This window comes from Pantoea sp. X-Soil-ISGK-259, from assembly GCF_059730705.1.
In genome coordinates this window covers 1,576,509-1,595,552 of record NZ_AP035986.1, presented here as the reverse complement: position 1 = coordinate 1,595,552, position 19,044 = coordinate 1,576,509, and the positions used below count along the sequence as shown (strand labels likewise).

The window sequence follows — 19,044 nt, the reverse complement described above, 5'->3', positions numbered from 1 at the left end:
ACCATTTTCTGCACCACCCAGGAAGTGACAGGTATCAGAGCAGATATTGCCGTCAGAGTGTCACACGCCCTCGGGCATTGCTGCAGTCTTATCCCTAACCTCAGTTAAATACATAAACGAAAACTGCCATAAAAACAGCCCAGCCAACGGTCAGGAAAAATGTAAACTGGTAAAGGTGGAGCGTTTTTTCCATCCACACCATTTTCTCTCTGGGTTGTTGCTGCACAAATTCATAGGCCTGAATACTGACATTTTCAGACTTAGAAAAACGCATTTTCCGCCCCTTTCTGAGATTCATGAAAAATGCTACTTTCTGATAATTAGCATAGAATCCCAAATGGTTTGCAACTTTAGTGGTCAAGTCTAGTTGCAACCCTGTACTTTGATAAAGATTGATAAAATCCTGATAAGCTTTTTGATTAACTCTAAAGAACCACGCAGTATAAACATGCAGCGAAATAACTAAAACAGATAAAATTAAGCTGCCATACATAAAAAAATCATACCAAATCATAAAATCTTATCCATCAAAATACCCGCCCCTTTTTCACCCAGCTTAGCAGAGCCATAACCACCCACTGTGGAAACCAACTATTCCACAAGCTAACGCACCAATGCCTCCGGTTGCAACACCCAGTGCCACACAGGCAGATGTTGCAAGTGTTGCAGACGCCGCACCACCTAAGATAGCTGCAGTCGTGCTTGCTGCAAACTTAGAATACTCTTTCACCGCCACTTTAGAGCATTCATTTTCTCTTTCTTTAGTACAACTGTGATAAACCTCATTAGTCGTATTTACAGCACTAAATCCTATCGAAACCCACCCACCCATTTTCATGAATTTTGCTGCTTTGGCTGCACTATCTACATAGGTCGAATAACCACGTATTGCTGTTGTGCCTGCCGTTTGCCAATCATGGATGATAGAGGAACTGGAAAGGTTTAATGCATGTTTTATCTTCTCGTAGGGGCGCAAATTCAGCACAAATCGGGATAAACGATTCAGTAACACTTCAAGCTCACCAAACAACCGCTTCCGCTCAACAAAAAACTGCTGACCGAACAATGTTCCAGATGTCAGATATTGATTACGATAGGCATTTTCAATGGCGGTAAGTTTATTGCCAATTTCATTAAAATACTTCTCGCCTGCGTCACCTATGATACCTGAGGCTTTATCCATAAAGTTGGTAATTGCAGCAATAGAGGCATAATGGCGGTTAAAGAAATCAGCCTCATCAACCGTCAGATGAGTGACACTATTATTGGTTCTGGATTTAGCCTCTTCCAGAGTGCGCATGGCTGCAGGATGATTGTTACCGTCAGGGTCAGCAACGATTAAAATCTGGCCTGGTTTAGCCCATGCAACATCAGCATTTAATTGCAAAAAATAGTTCGCGGCAGACATATTGCGCGTGCCATAAAGCCACATTGCCTGCTCAGTCAGTCTTCCCGGACGCTGAACAACACAAAATCCCGGCTCAATTGAATTTTTTTCAGCCATAAACAACCTCCTTTTGCAATTAAATGAGCAAAACGTATAACCACTGCATTAATTCATTAATTTTAATGAAGATACGCCCCCTTTTCGGAGGCGTCGTTTATTACGCTTCTTTGTTGCCTTTGATGTCCCAGCCTGCGCTGCTCTCTGCGCCTTTGCCGCCGGAAGCGCTCTGCTCCCAGTACTGCTGCTTCACTTTGGATGCCTGGAAGGAGTAAGTCATTCCGAGGGTATCGCCGTTGTCGGAGCCATTGTAATTCACAGCGGTCACCAGAACGTCTTCCAGGGTGATGCGTGCATACTCAACCTGAGAGCCGCCCGCTTTACAGATAGAGAGTTCAACTTTAGCGAGATGCTTACCGCTTGCGCAGTTCTTCAGCAGCGCCGTAGTTGACTTATCGATTAATGCATTCACGTGCAGGTCGTTAAAGTTAACCTTACCGGCACCGCCGCCGCCGCCAACAGACATGTTGCCTGGCTGAGAGGCACCCCATGAGAAAGAGGTAATATCGGTCCAGCCAGTGTGGTTTGAGTCTTTCGACTCGCCAGTAACACCGTCAACCTTCATAAACATATCAATAGCCATTATCTTTCACTCTTTATTGGTTGAGATTATTGCTTTCAAAAAAGCAAGGATATGGCAAAAAGAAAAGCATGGGGCTGAATAAAACAGTCCATATTTTACCTTTGCCTTGCTTCTGAAATATCGTCATAAACGATATTTCAGATACCGAATTACCAGACATTAAGCCGGGCAATATATATTCATCTTTTCATAATGCGGAATCGAGGTTTTCACCTTGTATTCAGAAAGCAGAGAAGCACTTAATAAATTCTTCTTAGCTTATCTCCTGCCCAGTAAAAACCTAACGAAACAGTGACTGAAAGAGTAATCAGAATACCGTTAATTATTTTCATCATTATCGTGACATTCCAGTCACAGAAGAAAATGAAATAACCTGTACAGCTGAATAAAATCAGGCCAGAAATAAATTTCAGCAGGAGATGTAATAAATACAGGACTAGCTTTTTAACCATGCTGTCATCCTCCCTGACACTCATTTCAGCAAACTTTCTGTCAGGCATCAGGCGCAAACCCCTTTCGCGCCTGAAAACCTTGCGACTCAACGTTTAAGCATTGTCATTCTTCAGTGACGGCAGCTTAGAAACCAGACGCAGCGAAACGGTCAGGCCTTCCAGCTGGTAGTGCGGACGCAGGAAGAACTTCGCAGCGTAATAGCCAGGGTTGTCTTCCTGCTCTTCCACATTCACCTCGGCAGCAGCCAGCGGCTTGCGGGACTTGGTCTCCTGCGAGGAGTTAGCCGGATCGCCATCGACGTAGTTCATCACCCAGTCGTTCAGCCAGCGTTCCATCTCGTCGCGCTCGCGGAAAGAGCCGATCTTGTCACGCACAATGCACTTCAGGTAATGCGCGAAGCGACAGCAGGCGAACAGGTAAGGCAGACGCGCCGCCAGACGGGCATTGGCGGTGGCATCGGCGTCGTGATACTCCATCGGCTTCTGCAGTGACTGCGCACCGATAAAGGCGGCGAAGTCAGAGTTTTTGCGATGCACCAGCGGCATAAAGCCGTTTTTCGCCAGTTCGGCTTCGCGACGATCGCTGATAGCGATTTCGGTCGGGCACTTCATGTCCACGCCGCCGTCATCGCTCGGGAAGGTGTGGCACGGCAGGTTTTCCACTGCACCGCCCGACTCCACGCCGCGGATCGCCGTACACCAGCCATACTCTTTAAATGAGCGGTTGATGTTGGCGGCCATGGCGTAGGCGGCATTGCTCCAGGTGTAGTTGCCGTGATCGGAACCGTCGGTCTGCTCTTCGAAGTCGAAGCTGTCGACCGGGTTGGTACGAATGCCATAAGGCAGACGCGCCAGGAAACGCGGCATCACCAGACCCAGATAGCGTGCATCTTCCGATTCACGCAGGCTGCGCCAGGCAGCATATTCGGTGTTCTGGAAGATCTTGGTCAGATCGCGTGGGTTCGCCAGCTCCTGCCAGGACTCCATCTGCATCACTTCCGGCGCGGTACCGGTAATGAACGGACAGTGCGCGGCCGAACCGATACGTGCCATCTCACCCAGCAGCTCAACATCCTGCGGGCTATGATCGAAGTAGTAGTCACCCACCAGGCAGCCAAACGGCTCGCCGCCGAACTGACCATACTCCTGCTCATAAATCTTCTTGAACAGCGGGCTTTGATCCCAGCCGGCACCCTTGTAACGCTTCAGAGTACGACCCAGCTCCTGCTTGGAGATGCTCATAAAGCGGATTTTCAGCATCTCGTCAGTTTCGGTATTGTTCACCAGATAGCTCAGGCCGCGCCAGGCGCTTTCCAGCGACTGAAACTCCGGGTGGTGAATAATCTGGTTTACCTGCTGCGACAGCTTTTCGTCGATCTCCGCAATCAGCGCCTGAATGGTCCGATACGCATCGCTGGAGACGGTGACGGTGTTTTCCAGCGCCTGCTGCGCCAGAGTTTTCACCGCGCTTTCGACCGCCGCGCGCGCCTGATCGCTTTTTGGCCGGAACTCTTTATTCAGCAGCGCACTGAACTCATCCTGACTGAAACTGGCTGCGCCCTGCGACTGCGGTTGTTGTGAAGTCTGCGTCATGCCTGCGGCTCCTTACCTTCAGTGGCCTCATCCTGCTTTGGCAGATGGGTCAGGGCCTGCAACAGCGTAGGATCCTGCAGCACCTTACCAATCAGCTCTTCCGCACCGTTTTTGCCGTCCATATAGGTCAGCAGGTTCGCCAGCTGGGTACGCGCTTCCAGCAGCTTGCTCAGTGGCTCGACGTTACGGGCCACCGCATCCGGCGAAAAGTCATCCATGCTGTCAAAGGTGAGATCGATGTTCAGCTTGCCTTCGCCATTCAGGGTGTTGTCCACCTGGAACGCGGCGCGCGGCTTCAGCGCTTTCATGCGCTCATCGAAGTTGTCGATGTCGATCTCCAGGAATTTCCGTTCGTCGATGCCCGGCTGCGGCTCCAGCGGTTTACCCACCAGATCCGCCAGCACGCCCATCACAAACGGCAGCTGGATTTTGCGTTCCGCGCCATAAATTTCCACGTCATATTCAATCTGAACGCGAGGCGCGCGATTGCGGGCAATGAACTTCTGCCCACTGGATTTGCTTGTTGCCATGGTTTTCTCCATCAATGATGCGCGGATAATGTGTCACAGCAGGCGCGCAGGTCCCGCTGTGTGAGTGGGTCACGCCTGCTTAGTCGCGACGTCCGAAAATGGTTTCCAGCTGATGAACGCCATCGGGTGCCAGTTCGCGGATGATCTCCAGAAAGTCGCGCTCGATTAAGCGCTGTACCCGATCAATCATCAGCGGGGCCGGATGACTCGGCTCATGCTGGGTGAAGTACAGTTTCACTTTCTCCAGCATCAGCTGCGCGTCGGCGCGGGAACTGATCTGTACCGTGCGCCAGTCCGCTGCAGCGCGCGGGGCCGCTGCGACAGCCGCCGGTGCAGCGGCTTCTGCGGGCTGTTCCGCCGCTGCGGTGGGAATCAGCTGGCTGAGGTCCGTGGCCTGGCAGCGTTCGGCGATCAGTGCAATCTGTCGGCGCATCTGTATCAGTTCCGGCACTGCCGCCTCGCCCAGCCGTTCGGCGATGGTTTCGCAGATGGTTTGCAGCCGCTCATGAATCTGCAGTACCGCCTCAATGCCGGGCTGGTCGCCGCGTGCCAGTTCGTCGATCAGACGCGGCAGGCCGCCGGGATAATCCGCCACTTCGGTTTTGCTGCCGTCACACAGGGCGGCAGCATCGCGCAGCGAGATGCCGTCGGACGGATAGCGCAGCAGCCAGCACTGACGCACCGCGCCGCTCAGGGAGGTCTTGTCACCCAGCAACGCCAGAGCATTGATACGGTAGAAGGGATCCTGTTCGCCGTACTCTTCCAGACGAGGCCACAGCGGCTCCCAGTAAAGCAGCAGCGCCTGTTCAATCAGCTTCAGACCCTGCGCATAGCCCGGCAACCCTTTCAGCTCCGTCCAGGCATGCGTCAGCGCCAGCATCACCCGCAAATCTTTGCTGCGGCCCAGTAAGGCTATTGCCAGCTTCTCAACTTTGTTCCAGTCGGCGGGTTCCGCGGGAATGATGGTATCGCCGAACTGCTGTTCCGCTTTGCCGGCACTGGCCTGCTCCATCGCCTGAAAATCGGCGTCGTACTCCAGGTTATCGCCGCCGGGATTCTCTTCACTGACCGGAGCCAGCAAGGCCTCTGTATTCATCGTCATGCGTGTCGCCTCAGGATTCAAACATCGGGGGATAAAGTCCGTTTCGTCCCGGCTTTGCCCCACCGGCCGGATCAAACAGCAATGAAAAGAGCTGAGCGGTGAAGTTACCGCTGTGGACCTGGGTATAAAGCGGGAAGCCGTCGCTTTGATTGGTCCACCAGAAACTGGTGTAAAACTGCGGGTCGAAGTTCTCGCCCGGCAGCGCCCAGTTCAGCGTCGAGGGCGTGTCGCCATGCCCGATGACGTTGAGAATATCTGATGACTCGCCCGCTTCCTGCGGCGGTTGCGGCTGCGGAATGCTGATCAGCGCCTGATCCAGTTGTTCCGGCGATCCGCCTCCCTGCACCACCCGCAGCAGCGTATTGCCCACCTGCTGATACCACTCGCCGGAGCGGGCCAGCAGCGCGGGAGACCACTCGGCGGGGGTGAAGTGGCGCAGCGCGCAGAGCGGATAGTTACGCCCTACGCTGTCCCGTGCGGCGATCAGGCAGCCCATCTGGATCAGCTGACTGCCCAGCATCGGCGGCACCACAAAATTCCAGACCGGCGCGTTAAGGAACGGGCGCGACGGGGCGTTTTCACTCTCCTGGCTGCTCTGCCAGTGATGCAGGCCCACCTGAAACCAGCTGGACCATTGGCGATAGAGCACGTCAGGAAAGCGGCGCTTCACAAAGTCACCTGCGCTGGGCAATTTGCCGTACCAGCAGGGTGCAGCGTAATGAGTCATTGTCGGGTCCTGTTTCAGGGGCAGCTAAAGCCGGGAAGCTGGAACGGGTTACGAATGCTGCCAGGGGTGAACGACAGCGTGACCTGATGGCCCTCCACGCTGAACGTGGCTTCACGGGTCAGGCCGCCTGCAGCAGTAACCCGGGCGCGGTCAAAGAAACGATTGAGCGCCCAGGGGCCGCTGGTGACCAGCGTCGACGTGGTGCCGTTGGTCAGGCCCAGCTGCATCCGCACCTGGCTGGTGCCGCCAGGGCCGGGCCAGCTGACCATCTGCACGGCCTGCGGCCCGTGGCTGTAACGCAATTGCTGACCATCCACATCCAGCGTCAGGTTGAGGATGTCATTGTCCATTTTTACGGTGCGTAGCGTGACGCGGAAGCCTGGCGTGGTTGCGCCGTTGGCAAAGAACGCATCACGAATTGACTGCGCCTGCTGGAAAGGACGAAGCAGCGCTTCGCCACCCGGCAGCGTTTTGCCGTCAATACCTGGCGTAAAGCGCCACGATGCGTTGGTGGTGTCGACTTTGCTGGCCAGGTTGTCGCGGAAGAAGCTGTCCATCATGCCGCTGCCAGGCGCAAACATCCGGGCCAGGTCGTCAGGTGTCACTTCACTGCGCGCGGAGCGCACCAGCGGATAACGACCGGCGATCGCCTGACGACAGAAACTGCCCACCTCCATCGTGATACGTTTACGGACGTTATCCATGTCGCGGCGCTGTGCATCACTGCTGGCGCCGACCGCCATGCTGGAGACCATATTCTGTAGCGAACCGGGAAGTCTTCCGGCACTGGCCTGAAGACGACTGATCGCATCGCTGGCCGGTGGCGGCATTCCGCTGTTGGCGGCATCCTGCACCGCCGTGAGGTAGCGATAAAGGTCGTCAATCTGGTGCAGGAAGTCATCCACCGCCAGCACCTTGCTGCCCTGCTGCAGCGGCTGTGCCAGCTCAAGGATCGGCGCAAAGTGCACAGCAACGGCCTGTTCCGGAGAGACCTGCGATGCCGCCTGTCCACGCGCAGCGCTCGCTTCAGGTGACGTAAACAGCGCTTCCAGAGTACGGGTGGCGCTGTTATCCGACGGTTTTGCTGCCTGCGCGGTTTTCTCATCGGGTTGCGCCCGGTTGAGCGTCAGCAGATTGCTGAGATTGATGACCAGCTGGCGCAGCGGCGAGTGATTGCCTGACAGCAGACGCGCGGTGTTGATACGTTGCGAAAGGTCGGCGCTGCTGTTGAGCTGGATATCACTCAGAAACTGCTCCCACTGGCGGATATAGTCCTGCACATAGAGCTGACGCACCGCGAGATCGGTCTGCTCACTTTTCTGTTGCGGCGCAGCACCGCCCAGTACCCAGAGATCGTCCTGATAAAGTGCCTGCGTTACCGGGGCAATCTGCTTATCGACATGCTGCCAGTAACCGTCCGGTGTATAGAGACCGGACACCCCGTCATTCACCGATTTACCGCTTTTGCGGGAAAACACCAGCTCGCTCTGAGGCCCGCCCAGCGACGCCAGCGTGACCGGTTGCAGGCTGTCATCCCGTTGCAGCAGGCGCTTCAGGCGTCCATAAACCCGCTGTGACAGCGGCATCTGATTAATCATTTCCTGCTCGCGCTTTACCAGTGCGTCATCCTTCGCGTAGGGCGACGAGTGGATCTGCGTTTCCAGCAGCTGTTGCAGATGCCACGCCAGCTGTTTTACCTGCTGCTGCGTGACGTTCTGCGGCAGCTCACGTGAGAGATTCAGCATCAGCCAGGCTTGCAGGAATTTGCCATCGTAGTGCTTCGGCTGATAGAGCATCTGATACGCCTTCAGCGCTTCATAGCTGTAGTCCGCATCGCTGCCAGTGTCATTACGCAGCCAGCGGGTGATGTTCTGTGCCACCTGCGGCAACAGCAGCTGTTTCAGTGCTTTGTCGTAAAGCGCGCGGGTTGCATCGCTGACCTCGGTGCCGCGATAAAGCCCCATGCGGCGCGTCAGCGGTGGAGACTCCAGCGAGAAGTCGGCGCTTTCTGGCAGGTGCAACAGGGTGTTGAGATAGGGCACCAGCGCAAAGAGATCGCCGTTGACCTGCTGCTGAAGCTGATTGCCCAGTTGCTCAACCTGTGGCCCTTTAGCAGCCATTTCCTGCAGGTAAGTTTTGTTCTTGCTGTAACTGGTAAGCCACAGTCCGCCCGCCACCAGTAGCAGCACCAGCAGCGCCAGATACCCCGACCACAATCCGGCGCGGTTGCGCAGTTCCCACCAGCGATTACTGCCCGCCAGGCCCGACTCCTGGAAAATCACATTTTCCAGCACTCCTTTCAGGAAGAAGCTCTGGCCTTTGTTCTGCGGAATTGGCGCGTCTTTATCAACCTGATCCCATCTGCCTGATTCGCCCGCCTGCTGGCCTGGCAGATTCAGCGCGCGGTTCAGCTCGCCCATCACCCGGTCAAACGGCAGTCCTTCCTGGGTGCCGCTGGCAAAATAGATGCCGCGTGGCGCGAACTGGGTTTCAAAATCGGAGCGGGCAAACAGCGTATCAAGTGCGTCTGCCAGCAATGGACGTAACGCCGCAAACTCCTGTGGGAAGAGATAACTTTCCGCCCGCGCCTGGGCGTCACTCTCCATCAGCAGACGGTCGGCCAGTCCGGCATCAAGTCGCTGCTGCAGCAGTGAATACTCCTGCTGGAACTGGCTGTTCAGCTCAAAATCGGCGGCAGATGCCTTCGCCCACGGAAAAGTGAACCCCCAGATTTGTTCGCGCTGGACTTTGTCCAGCGAGCCGAAGTAGCTGCGGAAGCCTTTAAGCAGGTCGGCTTTGGTGACCAGCACATAGACCGGGAAACGGATGCCGAGACGATCGTGCAGCTCCATCAGACGCTGACGCAGTGCCAGTGCCTGGTTGCGCAGTGCCTCGGGCGACTGGCTCAGCAAATCGGAGACGCTCAAGGTGACGATGACACCGTTAATTGGCTGACGTCCGCGATATTTACGCAGCAGGTCCAGGAAATGATGCCATTCGCTGGCATCTCGATCCTGCTGACTCTCCTGGGTGCTGTAGCGCCCGGCGGTATCGAGAAGGACTGCATCATTGGTGAACCACCAGTCGCAGTTGCGTGTGCCGCCGATGCCGCGCAGCGCCGACTTGCCGAACTTGTCCGCCAGCGGAAACTGCAGGCCGGAGTTGACTAGCGCGGTGGTTTTACCGGCACCGGGTGCGCCGATGATCATGTACCACGGCAGCTGATAGAGATACTGGCGGCCAAAGCGCTGCGCCCAGAACGGCGTACCCTTGCTGCTGTGGCGCTGAAAATGCGCCTTTCTCAGCATCTCTGTGGCTTCAGAGAAGCGCCCTGCCAGCACCTGCTCTTCACTGGTCAGACGCTGACGATCTGCTTCCGGCGCATCGCTTTTGCCGGTTTCCAGACTCGACATCAGCTTGCGGTTGAGCCAGTAATTGTAAAGCCGTGGGATCGCCTGCCCCAGACCCCAGACCAGATAGAGCAGTGCGATACTGATCATCCGGTTCTGCTCTGGTTCAAGCGGCCGCGAATCAACGATAGAGAAGACCGGGCCAATGACCCAGATAATGAAAGAGAGCGCGGTGATGCCGACGAAGCCCCACGCGAGGCGGCTGGTCAGCACCGCAAACAGAATATTCAGCATGGATCAGTTCCCTCTCGCCAGGCCGTTGAGTTCGGCATGCGTCGCATCCGGCGCCACCAGCAGTGTGATTTCAACGCGACGGTTACGTGCGCGATTTTCTGCGCTGTTGTTCGGCACCAGCGGATTGCTTTCGCCGCGCCCTTCCGCTTTCACCCGTGATGGATCTGCCAGTTGCTGTTGCAGCAGGGACTGCACCGACCGCGCGCGTGCCAGCGAAAGCTCAAAGTTGGAGCCGAAGCGCGCACTGCGGATCGGTACGTTATCGCTGTAACCAATCACCTGAATCTGGCCACTGACGTTGTTCATGGCGGCGGCAATGCGCTGGATCACGTCGACATAACGTCCGCGCACGTCGGTGGCCGCCGAAGCAAACAACCCATCCCCTTTCAGAGTCACTACGCTGCGATCCGCTTCATCACGTACCGCCACCAGCCCGGCATCAATTTCCGGTTTCAGGAAACCGCGCAGGTCGAGCGTGGCGGGCGGTGGCGGCGCAGGGTTGCCGATCTTCACTTCCGGTAGCGCCGTCTGATAGATGCGGGCCAGCACCGGCGAGGTGTAATCGCCCAGACGCCAGTTGAGCACGATATAGAACAGACAGGCCGCCAGCCCGGCGACTGCGGCGCAGGCCCAGAGCGGGATCATCGGTCGCCACAGCTTGCGCAGTACCGGCTGATCGGTGGGATGCGGTGACAGCGCCGTCGCGTAATTGCCGCGCACGCTTCTGATCATCTGCAGCAGACGCTGTTTGATGGTCTCCAGCTGCGAACGGCCATTGTCCAGCACCCGGTAGCGGCCTTCGAACCCCAGCAGCAGGCAGAAGTAGATCAGCTCCAGCATCAGAATGTGGCGTCTTGGGTTCTGCGACAGCTTGGCCAGTAGCTGGAAAAACTTCTCGCCACCCCAGGTTTCGTTGTGAAACGTCACCAGTAAGCCGTTGCTGGTCCAGACGCCGCGGCTGCCCCACGGGGTCAGCGCCGCCGCCTCATCCAGCGCGGTACAAAGGCAGTAACGCGCGCCGATGATCACTTCATAGCCGAGACCGGACTGCTGGCAGCTCAGCTCGAAGCGGCGAATCTGGTCAATCAGTTGCTGGCGCAGTTGCGCCGGATCGTCATGCGATACCGAATGGCGGATCTGTGGAATCGCGTTAATCAGGGGGTTAGCCGCCGCGACCAGCACATTCTGGTGGCTGGCATCGGGCGCAAGATCGCTGTGTGATTTTTGTTGTTCCTGCATCATGCTGCGTGCTCAGTTTATTATTCTGACTGACTGCGGATGGCCCAGAACTCCATGTTCAGGCCCGGAAACTCACCGGCAAGATGCAGCGCAAAAGCGCCCGAGCGCTCCATCTCTTTCCATAGCTCGCTGTTCTTATCCAGTTCGAAATAGCTGTATCCGGCATGCCACGGGATCTGCGGCGGCGCGCCAGGCATCGCCCGAAGTGCCAGGCCCGGTAGTTGCAGCTGCACCAGATCGCGGATTTTACTGACCGGCGCGACTTTCATCTGCGCCGGGAAATGGGTTTTAAGGGTGTCAGCCGGCACGCTGGCTTTTACTGCCAGCACAAAGCCAAACTCATGCACCATGCTGCTTTCCGGTACAGTGGCGACGTTCAGGCCGTGCGAGCGCTGGGTCAGCGGCAGCTGAATCGCGCTCTCTTCCATGACCTGCGACAGTCCCTGGCGCAACAGCAGCGACAGACGGCTAAAGCAGCTGTGGAGATCGTCATGGTCATAAAGCGGCAGCGCTTCAGGTGCGCGGGCGGGCGTCCAGGTGCTGAGTTCCGCCGCCAGTTGCAGCCAGTGGCTATAGAGCGTTTCAGGATGCAGTAACGGCAGATGTTGCAGATGGCTGTGCAGGCCAAGCTGACGATTGAGCAGCGCCAGCAGCATAAAATCGACCATATCAGCGCTGTTGAAGCGGCCGGTGCCCGGCGCTCGCTGACTCAGTTGCTGACTGCGCTGCTGGATCAGCCCGTACAGGTCGTTAAACATGTTTTGCAGTGGACGACTGCTGTTCAGGCCCAGCATCGGCGGGATGTAGTCGCTGTCGAGCCGGATGTGATTGTCGCTGCGTTTTTCAATCACCTGCGCCACGCCCATCGCAGTCCACTCGGCGGTAAGATCCTGCTCCAGCATCAGACGCAGGCGCAGCTTGCCGAATTGCACTGTGGCGCTGCCCACGGCCTGTGCGTTGTCATCTTCCACGTCCGCTTCCCAGGCCAGGTAGCGCGCCAGAGAGTCCTGCGACTCCTGAAAAGCGACGGCTTCGCGGCCATTGCGTCGGGCCGGTATCGCCAGCACGACCTTGCTGCGGTCAACAGAGGCCGGAAGATCCAGCGGTGCCGGGCCATGCTGTGGCTGGCTGAAGGAGAAAAATGTGCCATCCGGCAGGCAGCCGCTGGCGGAGCTCAGCGCCAGTTTTCCCTGACGCAGCAACGCTTCATCAAACTCCAGATCGTAAAAGCCCCAGGTATAAGCGCGCTGTGACTGGCCCCACTCACGCAGGGTGCTGAGAAGATAATTTTCTGACTGCTGGAAATGATGGGGACGCAGGAACATCCCCTCGGTCCAGACCACTTTTTCGGCTCTGTTCATAGGCATCACTGTTTTTCCACGCGAAGGCCATTAATCCCCGCCACAATGCGCGCATTCAGCTCGCCATCGTTACGTTTCCAGAACGCCCAGAATGAGGGCGACGCATCTTCAGGCACCGGCAGCGACAGGCGCCAGACTTTGCCGTCCAGCGCCTGATATTCCGCCATGATGCCGATGAAGCGTGTCTCCGGCAGGCTCTTGATGCGCAGCGTTTTACTGCGCTGCTCGGGTGTCAGGAAGAACTGCTGGGTATTGAGTTGTGCGCTGCCCAGTACGGTGGCGGACTGGTTTTGCAGGGAGAAGAAGTCTGCTGACATGAACTCCGCATCGGAGCTCAGTAACAACACCCGGACTTTCAGCGGCGCACCGCCATTGAGCTGATTCTGTCCTTGCACGTCCAGGTTGTAATAAGCCACAGGCTGCTTACTGCTGCTACAGGCCGCCAGCAGCAACGCCAGCAGCACTATCAGCCCACCACGCAGTTGAGTTGTTCTCATCATCAAGCCCTCCCTGCTTTTTGCGATTAGTTAATGATCCAGGTTCCGTTGGTGCTGTTCTGACAGGCAGTGCTGTCACCATTCACCGCGACACAGGTTTTCTTCTTGCTGCTACTGCGCGCACGACGTTTAGGCTGATCGGCTTTAACTGTCTGATCGTAGAGATCGCTTTTCACCACGGCGCGAAACGGCACATAGCCCGTCAACGTAACTGTCGCCTGCGGCGTGGCAGATTGCGGTGCATCTTTCACGGTAGCCGTGCCGCTATCCGGTTTCGCTTCTGCAGCCTGGGCCGGTTCACCCAGCGCCAGCCAGTTGTTCTCCACCTGACCAATCACGGTATAGCTTTCACCGGTTTTCAGCGTCTCCACCACCTTGCCACCGTAGCCTGGCTGGCTCATCACCGAGCCAGGATAGAGCGCGCGGTAAGTCTCGTTAATCGGGCTGAACTGCGCGGGGGGTTTTACGGCATAACGGTGGCTGAGCGCTACGCCGTCCACCGTGCTGGTGACCAGTGTGTCATCGGTCATTTTTGGCGGTGTTTTACAACCCGCGAGAGAGAAAACAAACATCAGGCCTAGTGCAATGTGGAGCTTCGCCATTTTTTTCATGTTGTGTTCCATTCATATCCTGGAGAGAGGCCAAAGGCCGGTTGTGAGTGTTGAAAATTTAGAAACAGGGCTTGAAAGAAGCGCAATCAGGGCCATTGAGAATGATCATTCTTAAACGAACGGCGCAAAACTGTTGCGTAACCTTACAAAAAACGATCAGTTAAAGTTAAGTATGAAAAACCATCAGCGAAGGTATGAGCGGGAATGAAGAAGAATCTGACCTGGCAATAAACGATCAGAAACATGATCAATTTTTTCCCGGCAAATTTAAGCAGGCAGGCAAAACCCAAGTTTTACTAATGCCATCCCTGGTCGTAAAACCGACAAACTGAATACGATTTACATACACAACGCTATTCGCTTACGAAATAAAATGACTTAACACACCTGTTAACACATGAATTAAATGCTTAACTTTCATGTATTTATTATCATTATAAAATTTCATAGCTACCGCACGAGCCAGGTAGTCCCTGCCCGTGGGTCTGAAATTACGATCCATGTGTAAATATAAGCTGCGAGTTTACAGAAGATTGACAAAATTTCAACGGGCCTATTTCATTAGAATTTACTTAAGAAATAATTAACTAAATAAGTTAAGCCAAATATGTCGAGCTTTTAAGCACCCACTTAGGACAAATCTTAACAACATGCAAAAATATAAAGTATTTTTACAAATTAGTGTTTTCACCCCTGAAGCATCATTAAAGTAACTCATGTAAAAAGTGGTGCTGATTGCGGGTGACGGAAGCGTGGTGAGAAACGGCATCCTTCACTGAAGTGCCGTTAAAGCGGCAGGATTTATCTGTAAAGAGACAATTTATCAATGAGTTAATTGATCGAATGACAGCGTTGCCGTGAGTGAAGAAGGGAAAGGAATTAAGGCAGATAAGCGAAACGCTACACGGCCACACTCTGTGCGCAGCCAGGACTGATTAAGCGTTCTTTACAAAAATCTGACCGCTGATAAGTTTAAGTGTGTCAGCAGGTTACAAAGTCGGGACATAAAAAAACCACGCCTCAGCGTGGTTTAACGGTAACAAACGGAAAAATTATTTGGTCAGGTCGATCAGAAGAAGCCCAGCGGCTCGATGCTGTAACTGACCAGCAGGTTTTTGGTCTGCTGATAGTGGTCCAGCATCATTTTGTGCGTCTCGCGACCAATACCCGATTTTTTATACCCACCAAACGCGGCGTGTGCCGGATAGAGGTGGTAGCAGTTAGTCCAGACGCGACCGGCTTTAATCGCCCTGCCCACCCGATAAGCACGGTTGATATCTCGCGTCCAGACGCCCGCACCCAGCCCATAAATAGAGTCGTTAGCAATGCTGACCGCTTCCGCCTCATCCTTAAAAGTGGTGATGCCGATCACCGGTCCAAAGATCTCCTCCTGGAAAACCCGCATGCTGTTGTTGCCTTTCAGCAGGGTGGGCTGAATGTAGTAACCGCTGTTAAGTTCATCATCCAGCTTCTCTACACCGCCACCCACCAGTACTTCGGCACCCTCCTGACGGGCAACCTCAAGGTAAGAGAGAATTTTATCAAACTGCTGCTGTGACGCCTGCGCGCCCACCATGGTCTCGGTGTCCAGCGGATCGCCCCGTTTAATGGTTTTTACCCGCTTCATTACGGCGGCCATAAACGGTTCGTAGATGGACTCCTGCACCAGTGCACGTGACGGACAGGTACAGATTTCGCCCTGATTCAGGAAGCCCAGCACCACGCCTTCAGCGGCTTTCTCAATAAAGCTCTCTTCCGCCTGCATGATGTCTTCAAAGAAGATGTTGGGTGATTTGCCCCCCAGTTCGACCGTTGAGGGAATCAGGCTTTTCGCTGCCAGTTCCAGAATGTGACCCCCGGTGGCGGTAGAGCCGGTAAAGGCCACCTTAGCAATGCCGGAGTGAGAAGCCAGCGCTTCGCCTGCCTCTTTACCAAAGCCGTGCACCACGTTCAGCACGCCTGGCGGCAGCAGGTCTTTAATCAGATCGACAAAAACGGTGATCGACAGCGGCGTCTGTTCTGCCGGTTTAAGTACAACGCAGTTACCTGCGCCCAGCGCCGGCGCCAGTTTCCAGGCCGCCATTAACAACGGGAAGTTCCAGGGGATAATTTGCGCCACCACGCCCAGCGGCTCGTGGAAATGGTAGGCAGCGGTGAACTCATCAATCTCTGCCGCACTGCCTTCCTGCGCCCGCACACAACCGGCAAAGTAGCGGAAGTGATCGACCGCCAGCGGCATATCCGCCGCCAGCGTTTCGCGTACCGGTTTCCCGTTGTCCCAGGTTTCATAGACCGCCATGGTCTCCAGATGCTGTTCCAGCCGATCGGCGATCTTCAGTAACAGCAGAGAACGTTGTTGTGGCGATGTCTTTCCCCAGGCGTCAGCCGCCGCAGCCGCAGCGGCGACGGCGTTATCAACATCGGCGGCATCTGAGCGGGGAAACTCACCGGCCGCAGAGCCGTTCACTGGCGAAGTATTGGTGAAGTAGTTGCCGTTCACCGGCGCGACGAATTCACCATTAATGAAGTTGCCATAATTCTTTTGTAATGTGATCAGAGAACCCTGTTCTCCGGGGGCGGCGTAACGCATGGTCATTCTCCTGACAGGTGACTGATGTAACAATGATGAAACTTATTATTAACATGAAGCATCATTGAGAGCCTGTCAGGTCTGTTATCCGGAAACTGTGACCGCCCCGAAGGAATAGGCGTTTCCGCTTCGTCTTTAGATAATTCCGACTTTTACCCAAACGGCTGTTCAAAGAGAAACTTCTGCGGCACAAAGAGGGTCAACCTGAGGATAAATTCATTCTGGAGATGAACATGCTGGCTTCAGCTATTACCCTGATGCGCGCTAAAGCCAATTTCGTGCATCAGTTTATCCGCAACCCACGCAAGATGGGCAGCATTACGCCCTCATCTGAGGCGTTGTGCCGCGCCATGATCGCATCAGTCGAATGGCCTGAAACATTACGTGTTGCCGAACTCGGCGCGGGTGATGGGGTGCTGACGCGCTGGATACTGGATCAGATGTCACCTGATACCACGCTGGATGCTTTTGAGATCAGTAACACGCTGGCAGACAAACTTGTTGCGATGGATGATCCACGCATGACAGTACGGACCTGTTCTGCGGAGTACCTGAGCGGGGAATATGACGTGATTTTCTCTGGCCTGCCGCTGCTGTCACTTCCGCCTGAGCTGCGTGAAGCCATTCTGCGCGCGGTTTATAACGCCCTCGGCCCGAAGGGCGTGTTTGTGCAGTTCCAGTACACCTCGCTGACCCAGCCTGACTTGTCGCGCTACTTCACCTGGGAGCGCCAGCGGGTGCTGAAAAACGTGCCACCCGCCTGGGTCTATCGCTGTACGCGTCACTACGCGCCCTGAGCACGCCCCATTGCCGGGCGCGTCTGTTGCCAGAACGTCACCAGCAACTCGCGCGCCCAGTCTTTCCCTTCAATCTCGTTTGCCCCATCCTCTGCGCAGCCCTGCGGCGTACAGACGTTCATGATGTGCCGTGAAAATTCGGGATGAAACTGCACTGAGAGCGCCTGCGGTGTATAGCGCACAATCTGGCAGCCATCGCGTGCAGACGCGGCCAGCACCTGCGCCTGAGGCGGCGCGCTGATAACCGACTGACGATGCGATAGCCAGACGCTGAAATCCTGTGGCAGGTTTTGCAGCAGCGGATCGCGCTGCGCCTGAGCTGAGCAGCGAATCGGTAACAGACCACGCTCCCATCCATTGGGGTTATCTGCCACTTCGCCGCCCAGCGCATAGGCCATCAGCTGATGACCATAGCAGACGCCCAGCAGCGGCAGATCATGATCAATCGCTGCCCGAATCCATGCGGCACTGCGTTCGCTCCACTCAGCGTGATCGGTGACCATCGCCCAGGAACCGCTGAGGATCGCCCCGGATATCTGATCGAAATCGGGTAATGCCTCGCCCAGATGGGGCCGCACAATCAGGTACGCATCAGGTTGCAAATCCAGCGCATCAATAAACCAGCGTGGCTGTTCACCAATCTCTGAGACGACGTTTGCGGGTGGGACTTCAAGCTGAATTAACGCAAGGGGTAACGCGGACACAGGTGTCATACCGAATCGGTTCCTTAAGAAGTCGTTTCAAATCAGTCTGCCAGCATCGCACGCAAAAGTCTCAGCGGCTGCGCGGCAATTGCAGAAAATTTGTTGCTGCGATTGGCTGGAATGCCGCAGTTCGTGCCATCATTAGCGGGCTAAGCAAAAATCATCAAAAGGATATTATCGTGGCTGTGCGGCATTTTTTTCTGATTCTGATGGTGGTTTCAATCTGGGCCTTCAACAACGTTGCAGTGAAATGGGGCCTGCTGGAGCTGCCGCCTCTGTTTCTGACGTTTATGAGATTTGTGGTCGTGGCCATCGTGCTGGTGCCGTTTTGCCGGATTAATCGTCAACAGTTACGCTGGCTGCTGCTGCTGGCGTTTACGTTCGGCTTTATGCACTTCTCGCTGCTGTTTGTGGGCCTGCGCTACACCGATGCCGGCACCGGTGCGATTGTGGTGCAGCTGGGAACGCCCATTGCGATGCTGCTGGCAATGGTGGTGTTGAAAGAGAAGCTGAAGCTGGTGCAGTTGATGGGCATTATGATCTCGCTGAGCGGCGTGGTCGTGCTCTCCGGCAGCCCGACGATTCCGTCCTGGTGGGTGCTTTGTCTGCTGCTGTGCAGCGCCACCGGCTGGGCCGTCAGTAATCTGATTGTGAAGAAGTCACCGCCGATAAAGCCCTTAACCATGACCGGATGGATTGCGTTCCTGGCGATTCCAATCACAGGCGCGTCCAGCTTTGTGATGGAGTCGAACCAGCTCTATGCCCTGCAGCATGCAGGCTGGCACGGCTGGTTCGCGATTCTCTACAGCGCCATCGCCTCATCGATTGTGGCGTATACGCTGTGGTATATGCTGCTAAAGAAATATAACGTCAATCTGATCATGCCCTACTCGCTGCTGACGCCGGTTTTATCCGTGCTGATGGGGATTGTGGTACTCGGTGACAGCCTGAACAGCTTTAAGATTATCGGTGCTTCACTGGTGATCCTCGGCACGGCCATCGCGGTGATTAACCTGCGTAACCTGCGGATGCATGCCCGCTTCCCGCGCCTGCGGCGGCGTTAATCCGGCGTGCTATGCTTGAGAAATGACCTTTCTCAGGGAGCACAAC

At 55.4% G+C, this 19,044-nt stretch carries 16 protein-coding genes; 2 read left to right on the top strand and 14 right to left on the bottom strand.

Features of this window, described 5'->3' with window-relative positions; all coding sequences use genetic code 11:
• Window positions 1–100: 100 nt before the first annotated feature.
• From AC6I77_RS07420 to exaC, 13 genes are all read right to left on the bottom strand, one after another.
• On the bottom strand, window positions 101–514 hold the full coding sequence (locus AC6I77_RS07420) for a hypothetical protein (RefSeq protein ID WP_140916476.1): 414 nt from the start codon (window positions 512–514) through the stop codon (window positions 101–103).
• A gap of 42 nt (window positions 515–556) precedes the next feature.
• The gene (locus AC6I77_RS07415; RefSeq protein ID WP_497816795.1) at window positions 557–1,504 is read right to left on the bottom strand and encodes a hypothetical protein; all 948 of its coding nucleotides are present in this window, start codon (window positions 1,502–1,504) and stop codon (window positions 557–559) included.
• 100 nt (window positions 1,505–1,604) lie between these two features.
• Window positions 1,605–2,087 (bottom strand): Hcp family type VI secretion system effector, encoded by a 483-nt coding sequence (locus AC6I77_RS07410; RefSeq protein WP_003853303.1) that lies wholly within the window; start codon window positions 2,085–2,087, stop codon window positions 1,605–1,607.
• Window positions 2,088–2,632: 545 nt separating this feature from the next.
• Complete coding sequence (gene tssC / locus AC6I77_RS07405) at window positions 2,633–4,132, bottom strand: type VI secretion system contractile sheath large subunit (RefSeq protein ID WP_003853307.1); 1,500 nt, start codon at window positions 4,130–4,132, stop codon at window positions 2,633–2,635.
• The gene (gene tssB, locus AC6I77_RS07400) at window positions 4,129–4,662 is read right to left on the bottom strand and encodes a type VI secretion system contractile sheath small subunit (protein WP_008925979.1); all 534 of its coding nucleotides are present in this window, start codon (window positions 4,660–4,662) and stop codon (window positions 4,129–4,131) included. The genes tssC and tssB overlap by 4 nt, the downstream gene beginning before the upstream one ends.
• 79 nt (window positions 4,663–4,741) lie before the next feature.
• The gene (gene tssA / locus AC6I77_RS07395) at window positions 4,742–5,758 is read right to left on the bottom strand and encodes a type VI secretion system protein TssA (RefSeq protein ID WP_192377803.1); all 1,017 of its coding nucleotides are present in this window, start codon (window positions 5,756–5,758) and stop codon (window positions 4,742–4,744) included.
• A gap of 16 nt (window positions 5,759–5,774) precedes the next feature.
• Complete coding sequence (tagF, locus tag AC6I77_RS07390) at window positions 5,775–6,491, bottom strand: type VI secretion system-associated protein TagF (protein WP_003853313.1); 717 nt, start codon at window positions 6,489–6,491, stop codon at window positions 5,775–5,777.
• Window positions 6,492–6,505: 14 nt separating this feature from the next.
• A complete protein-coding gene (gene tssM, locus AC6I77_RS07385) occupies window positions 6,506–10,135 on the bottom strand; it encodes a type VI secretion system membrane subunit TssM (protein WP_497816794.1) in 3,630 nt (1,209 codons plus the stop codon).
• Between the two features lie 3 nt (window positions 10,136–10,138).
• Entirely contained in the window at window positions 10,139–11,377 is a 1,239-nt protein-coding gene (locus tag AC6I77_RS07380; protein ID WP_003853319.1) for a DotU family type VI secretion system protein, read from the bottom strand.
• Window positions 11,378–11,394: 17 nt separating this feature from the next.
• On the bottom strand, window positions 11,395–12,735 hold the full coding sequence (gene tssK / locus AC6I77_RS07375) for a type VI secretion system baseplate subunit TssK (RefSeq protein WP_438477531.1): 1,341 nt from the start codon (window positions 12,733–12,735) through the stop codon (window positions 11,395–11,397).
• 5 nt (window positions 12,736–12,740) lie between these two features.
• A complete protein-coding gene (gene tssJ, locus AC6I77_RS07370) occupies window positions 12,741–13,235 on the bottom strand; it encodes a type VI secretion system lipoprotein TssJ (protein WP_003853323.1) in 495 nt (164 codons plus the stop codon).
• 23 nt (window positions 13,236–13,258) lie between these two features.
• Window positions 13,259–13,855 carry a hypothetical protein gene (locus AC6I77_RS07365; protein ID WP_003853326.1) on the bottom strand — a complete coding sequence of 199 codons (597 nt, stop codon included), beginning with the start codon at window positions 13,853–13,855 and terminating at the stop codon, window positions 13,259–13,261.
• 1,057 nt (window positions 13,856–14,912) lie between these two features.
• Window positions 14,913–16,433: an acetaldehyde dehydrogenase ExaC gene (gene exaC / locus AC6I77_RS07360; RefSeq protein ID WP_003853329.1), complete on the bottom strand. Its 1,521-nt coding sequence runs from the start codon at window positions 16,431–16,433 to the stop codon at window positions 14,913–14,915.
• 233 nt (window positions 16,434–16,666) lie between these two features.
• Between exaC and AC6I77_RS07355 the strand changes: the two genes are divergently transcribed.
• On the top strand, window positions 16,667–17,230 hold the full coding sequence (locus AC6I77_RS07355; RefSeq protein ID WP_497816793.1) for a class I SAM-dependent methyltransferase: 564 nt from the start codon (window positions 16,667–16,669) through the stop codon (window positions 17,228–17,230).
• On the opposite strand, the gene AC6I77_RS07350 is transcribed toward AC6I77_RS07355, so the two are convergent.
• Entirely contained in the window at window positions 17,218–17,943 is a 726-nt protein-coding gene (locus tag AC6I77_RS07350; protein ID WP_110411546.1) for a glutamine amidotransferase, read from the bottom strand. The genes AC6I77_RS07355 and AC6I77_RS07350 overlap by 13 nt on opposite strands.
• A 170-nt stretch (window positions 17,944–18,113) precedes the next feature.
• Here AC6I77_RS07350 and AC6I77_RS07345 point away from each other — a divergent pair, with 170 nt between their 5' ends.
• Window positions 18,114–18,998 carry a DMT family transporter gene (locus tag AC6I77_RS07345; RefSeq protein ID WP_140033519.1) on the top strand — a complete coding sequence of 295 codons (885 nt, stop codon included), beginning with the start codon at window positions 18,114–18,116 and terminating at the stop codon, window positions 18,996–18,998.
• Window positions 18,999–19,044: the final 46 nt, after the last annotated feature.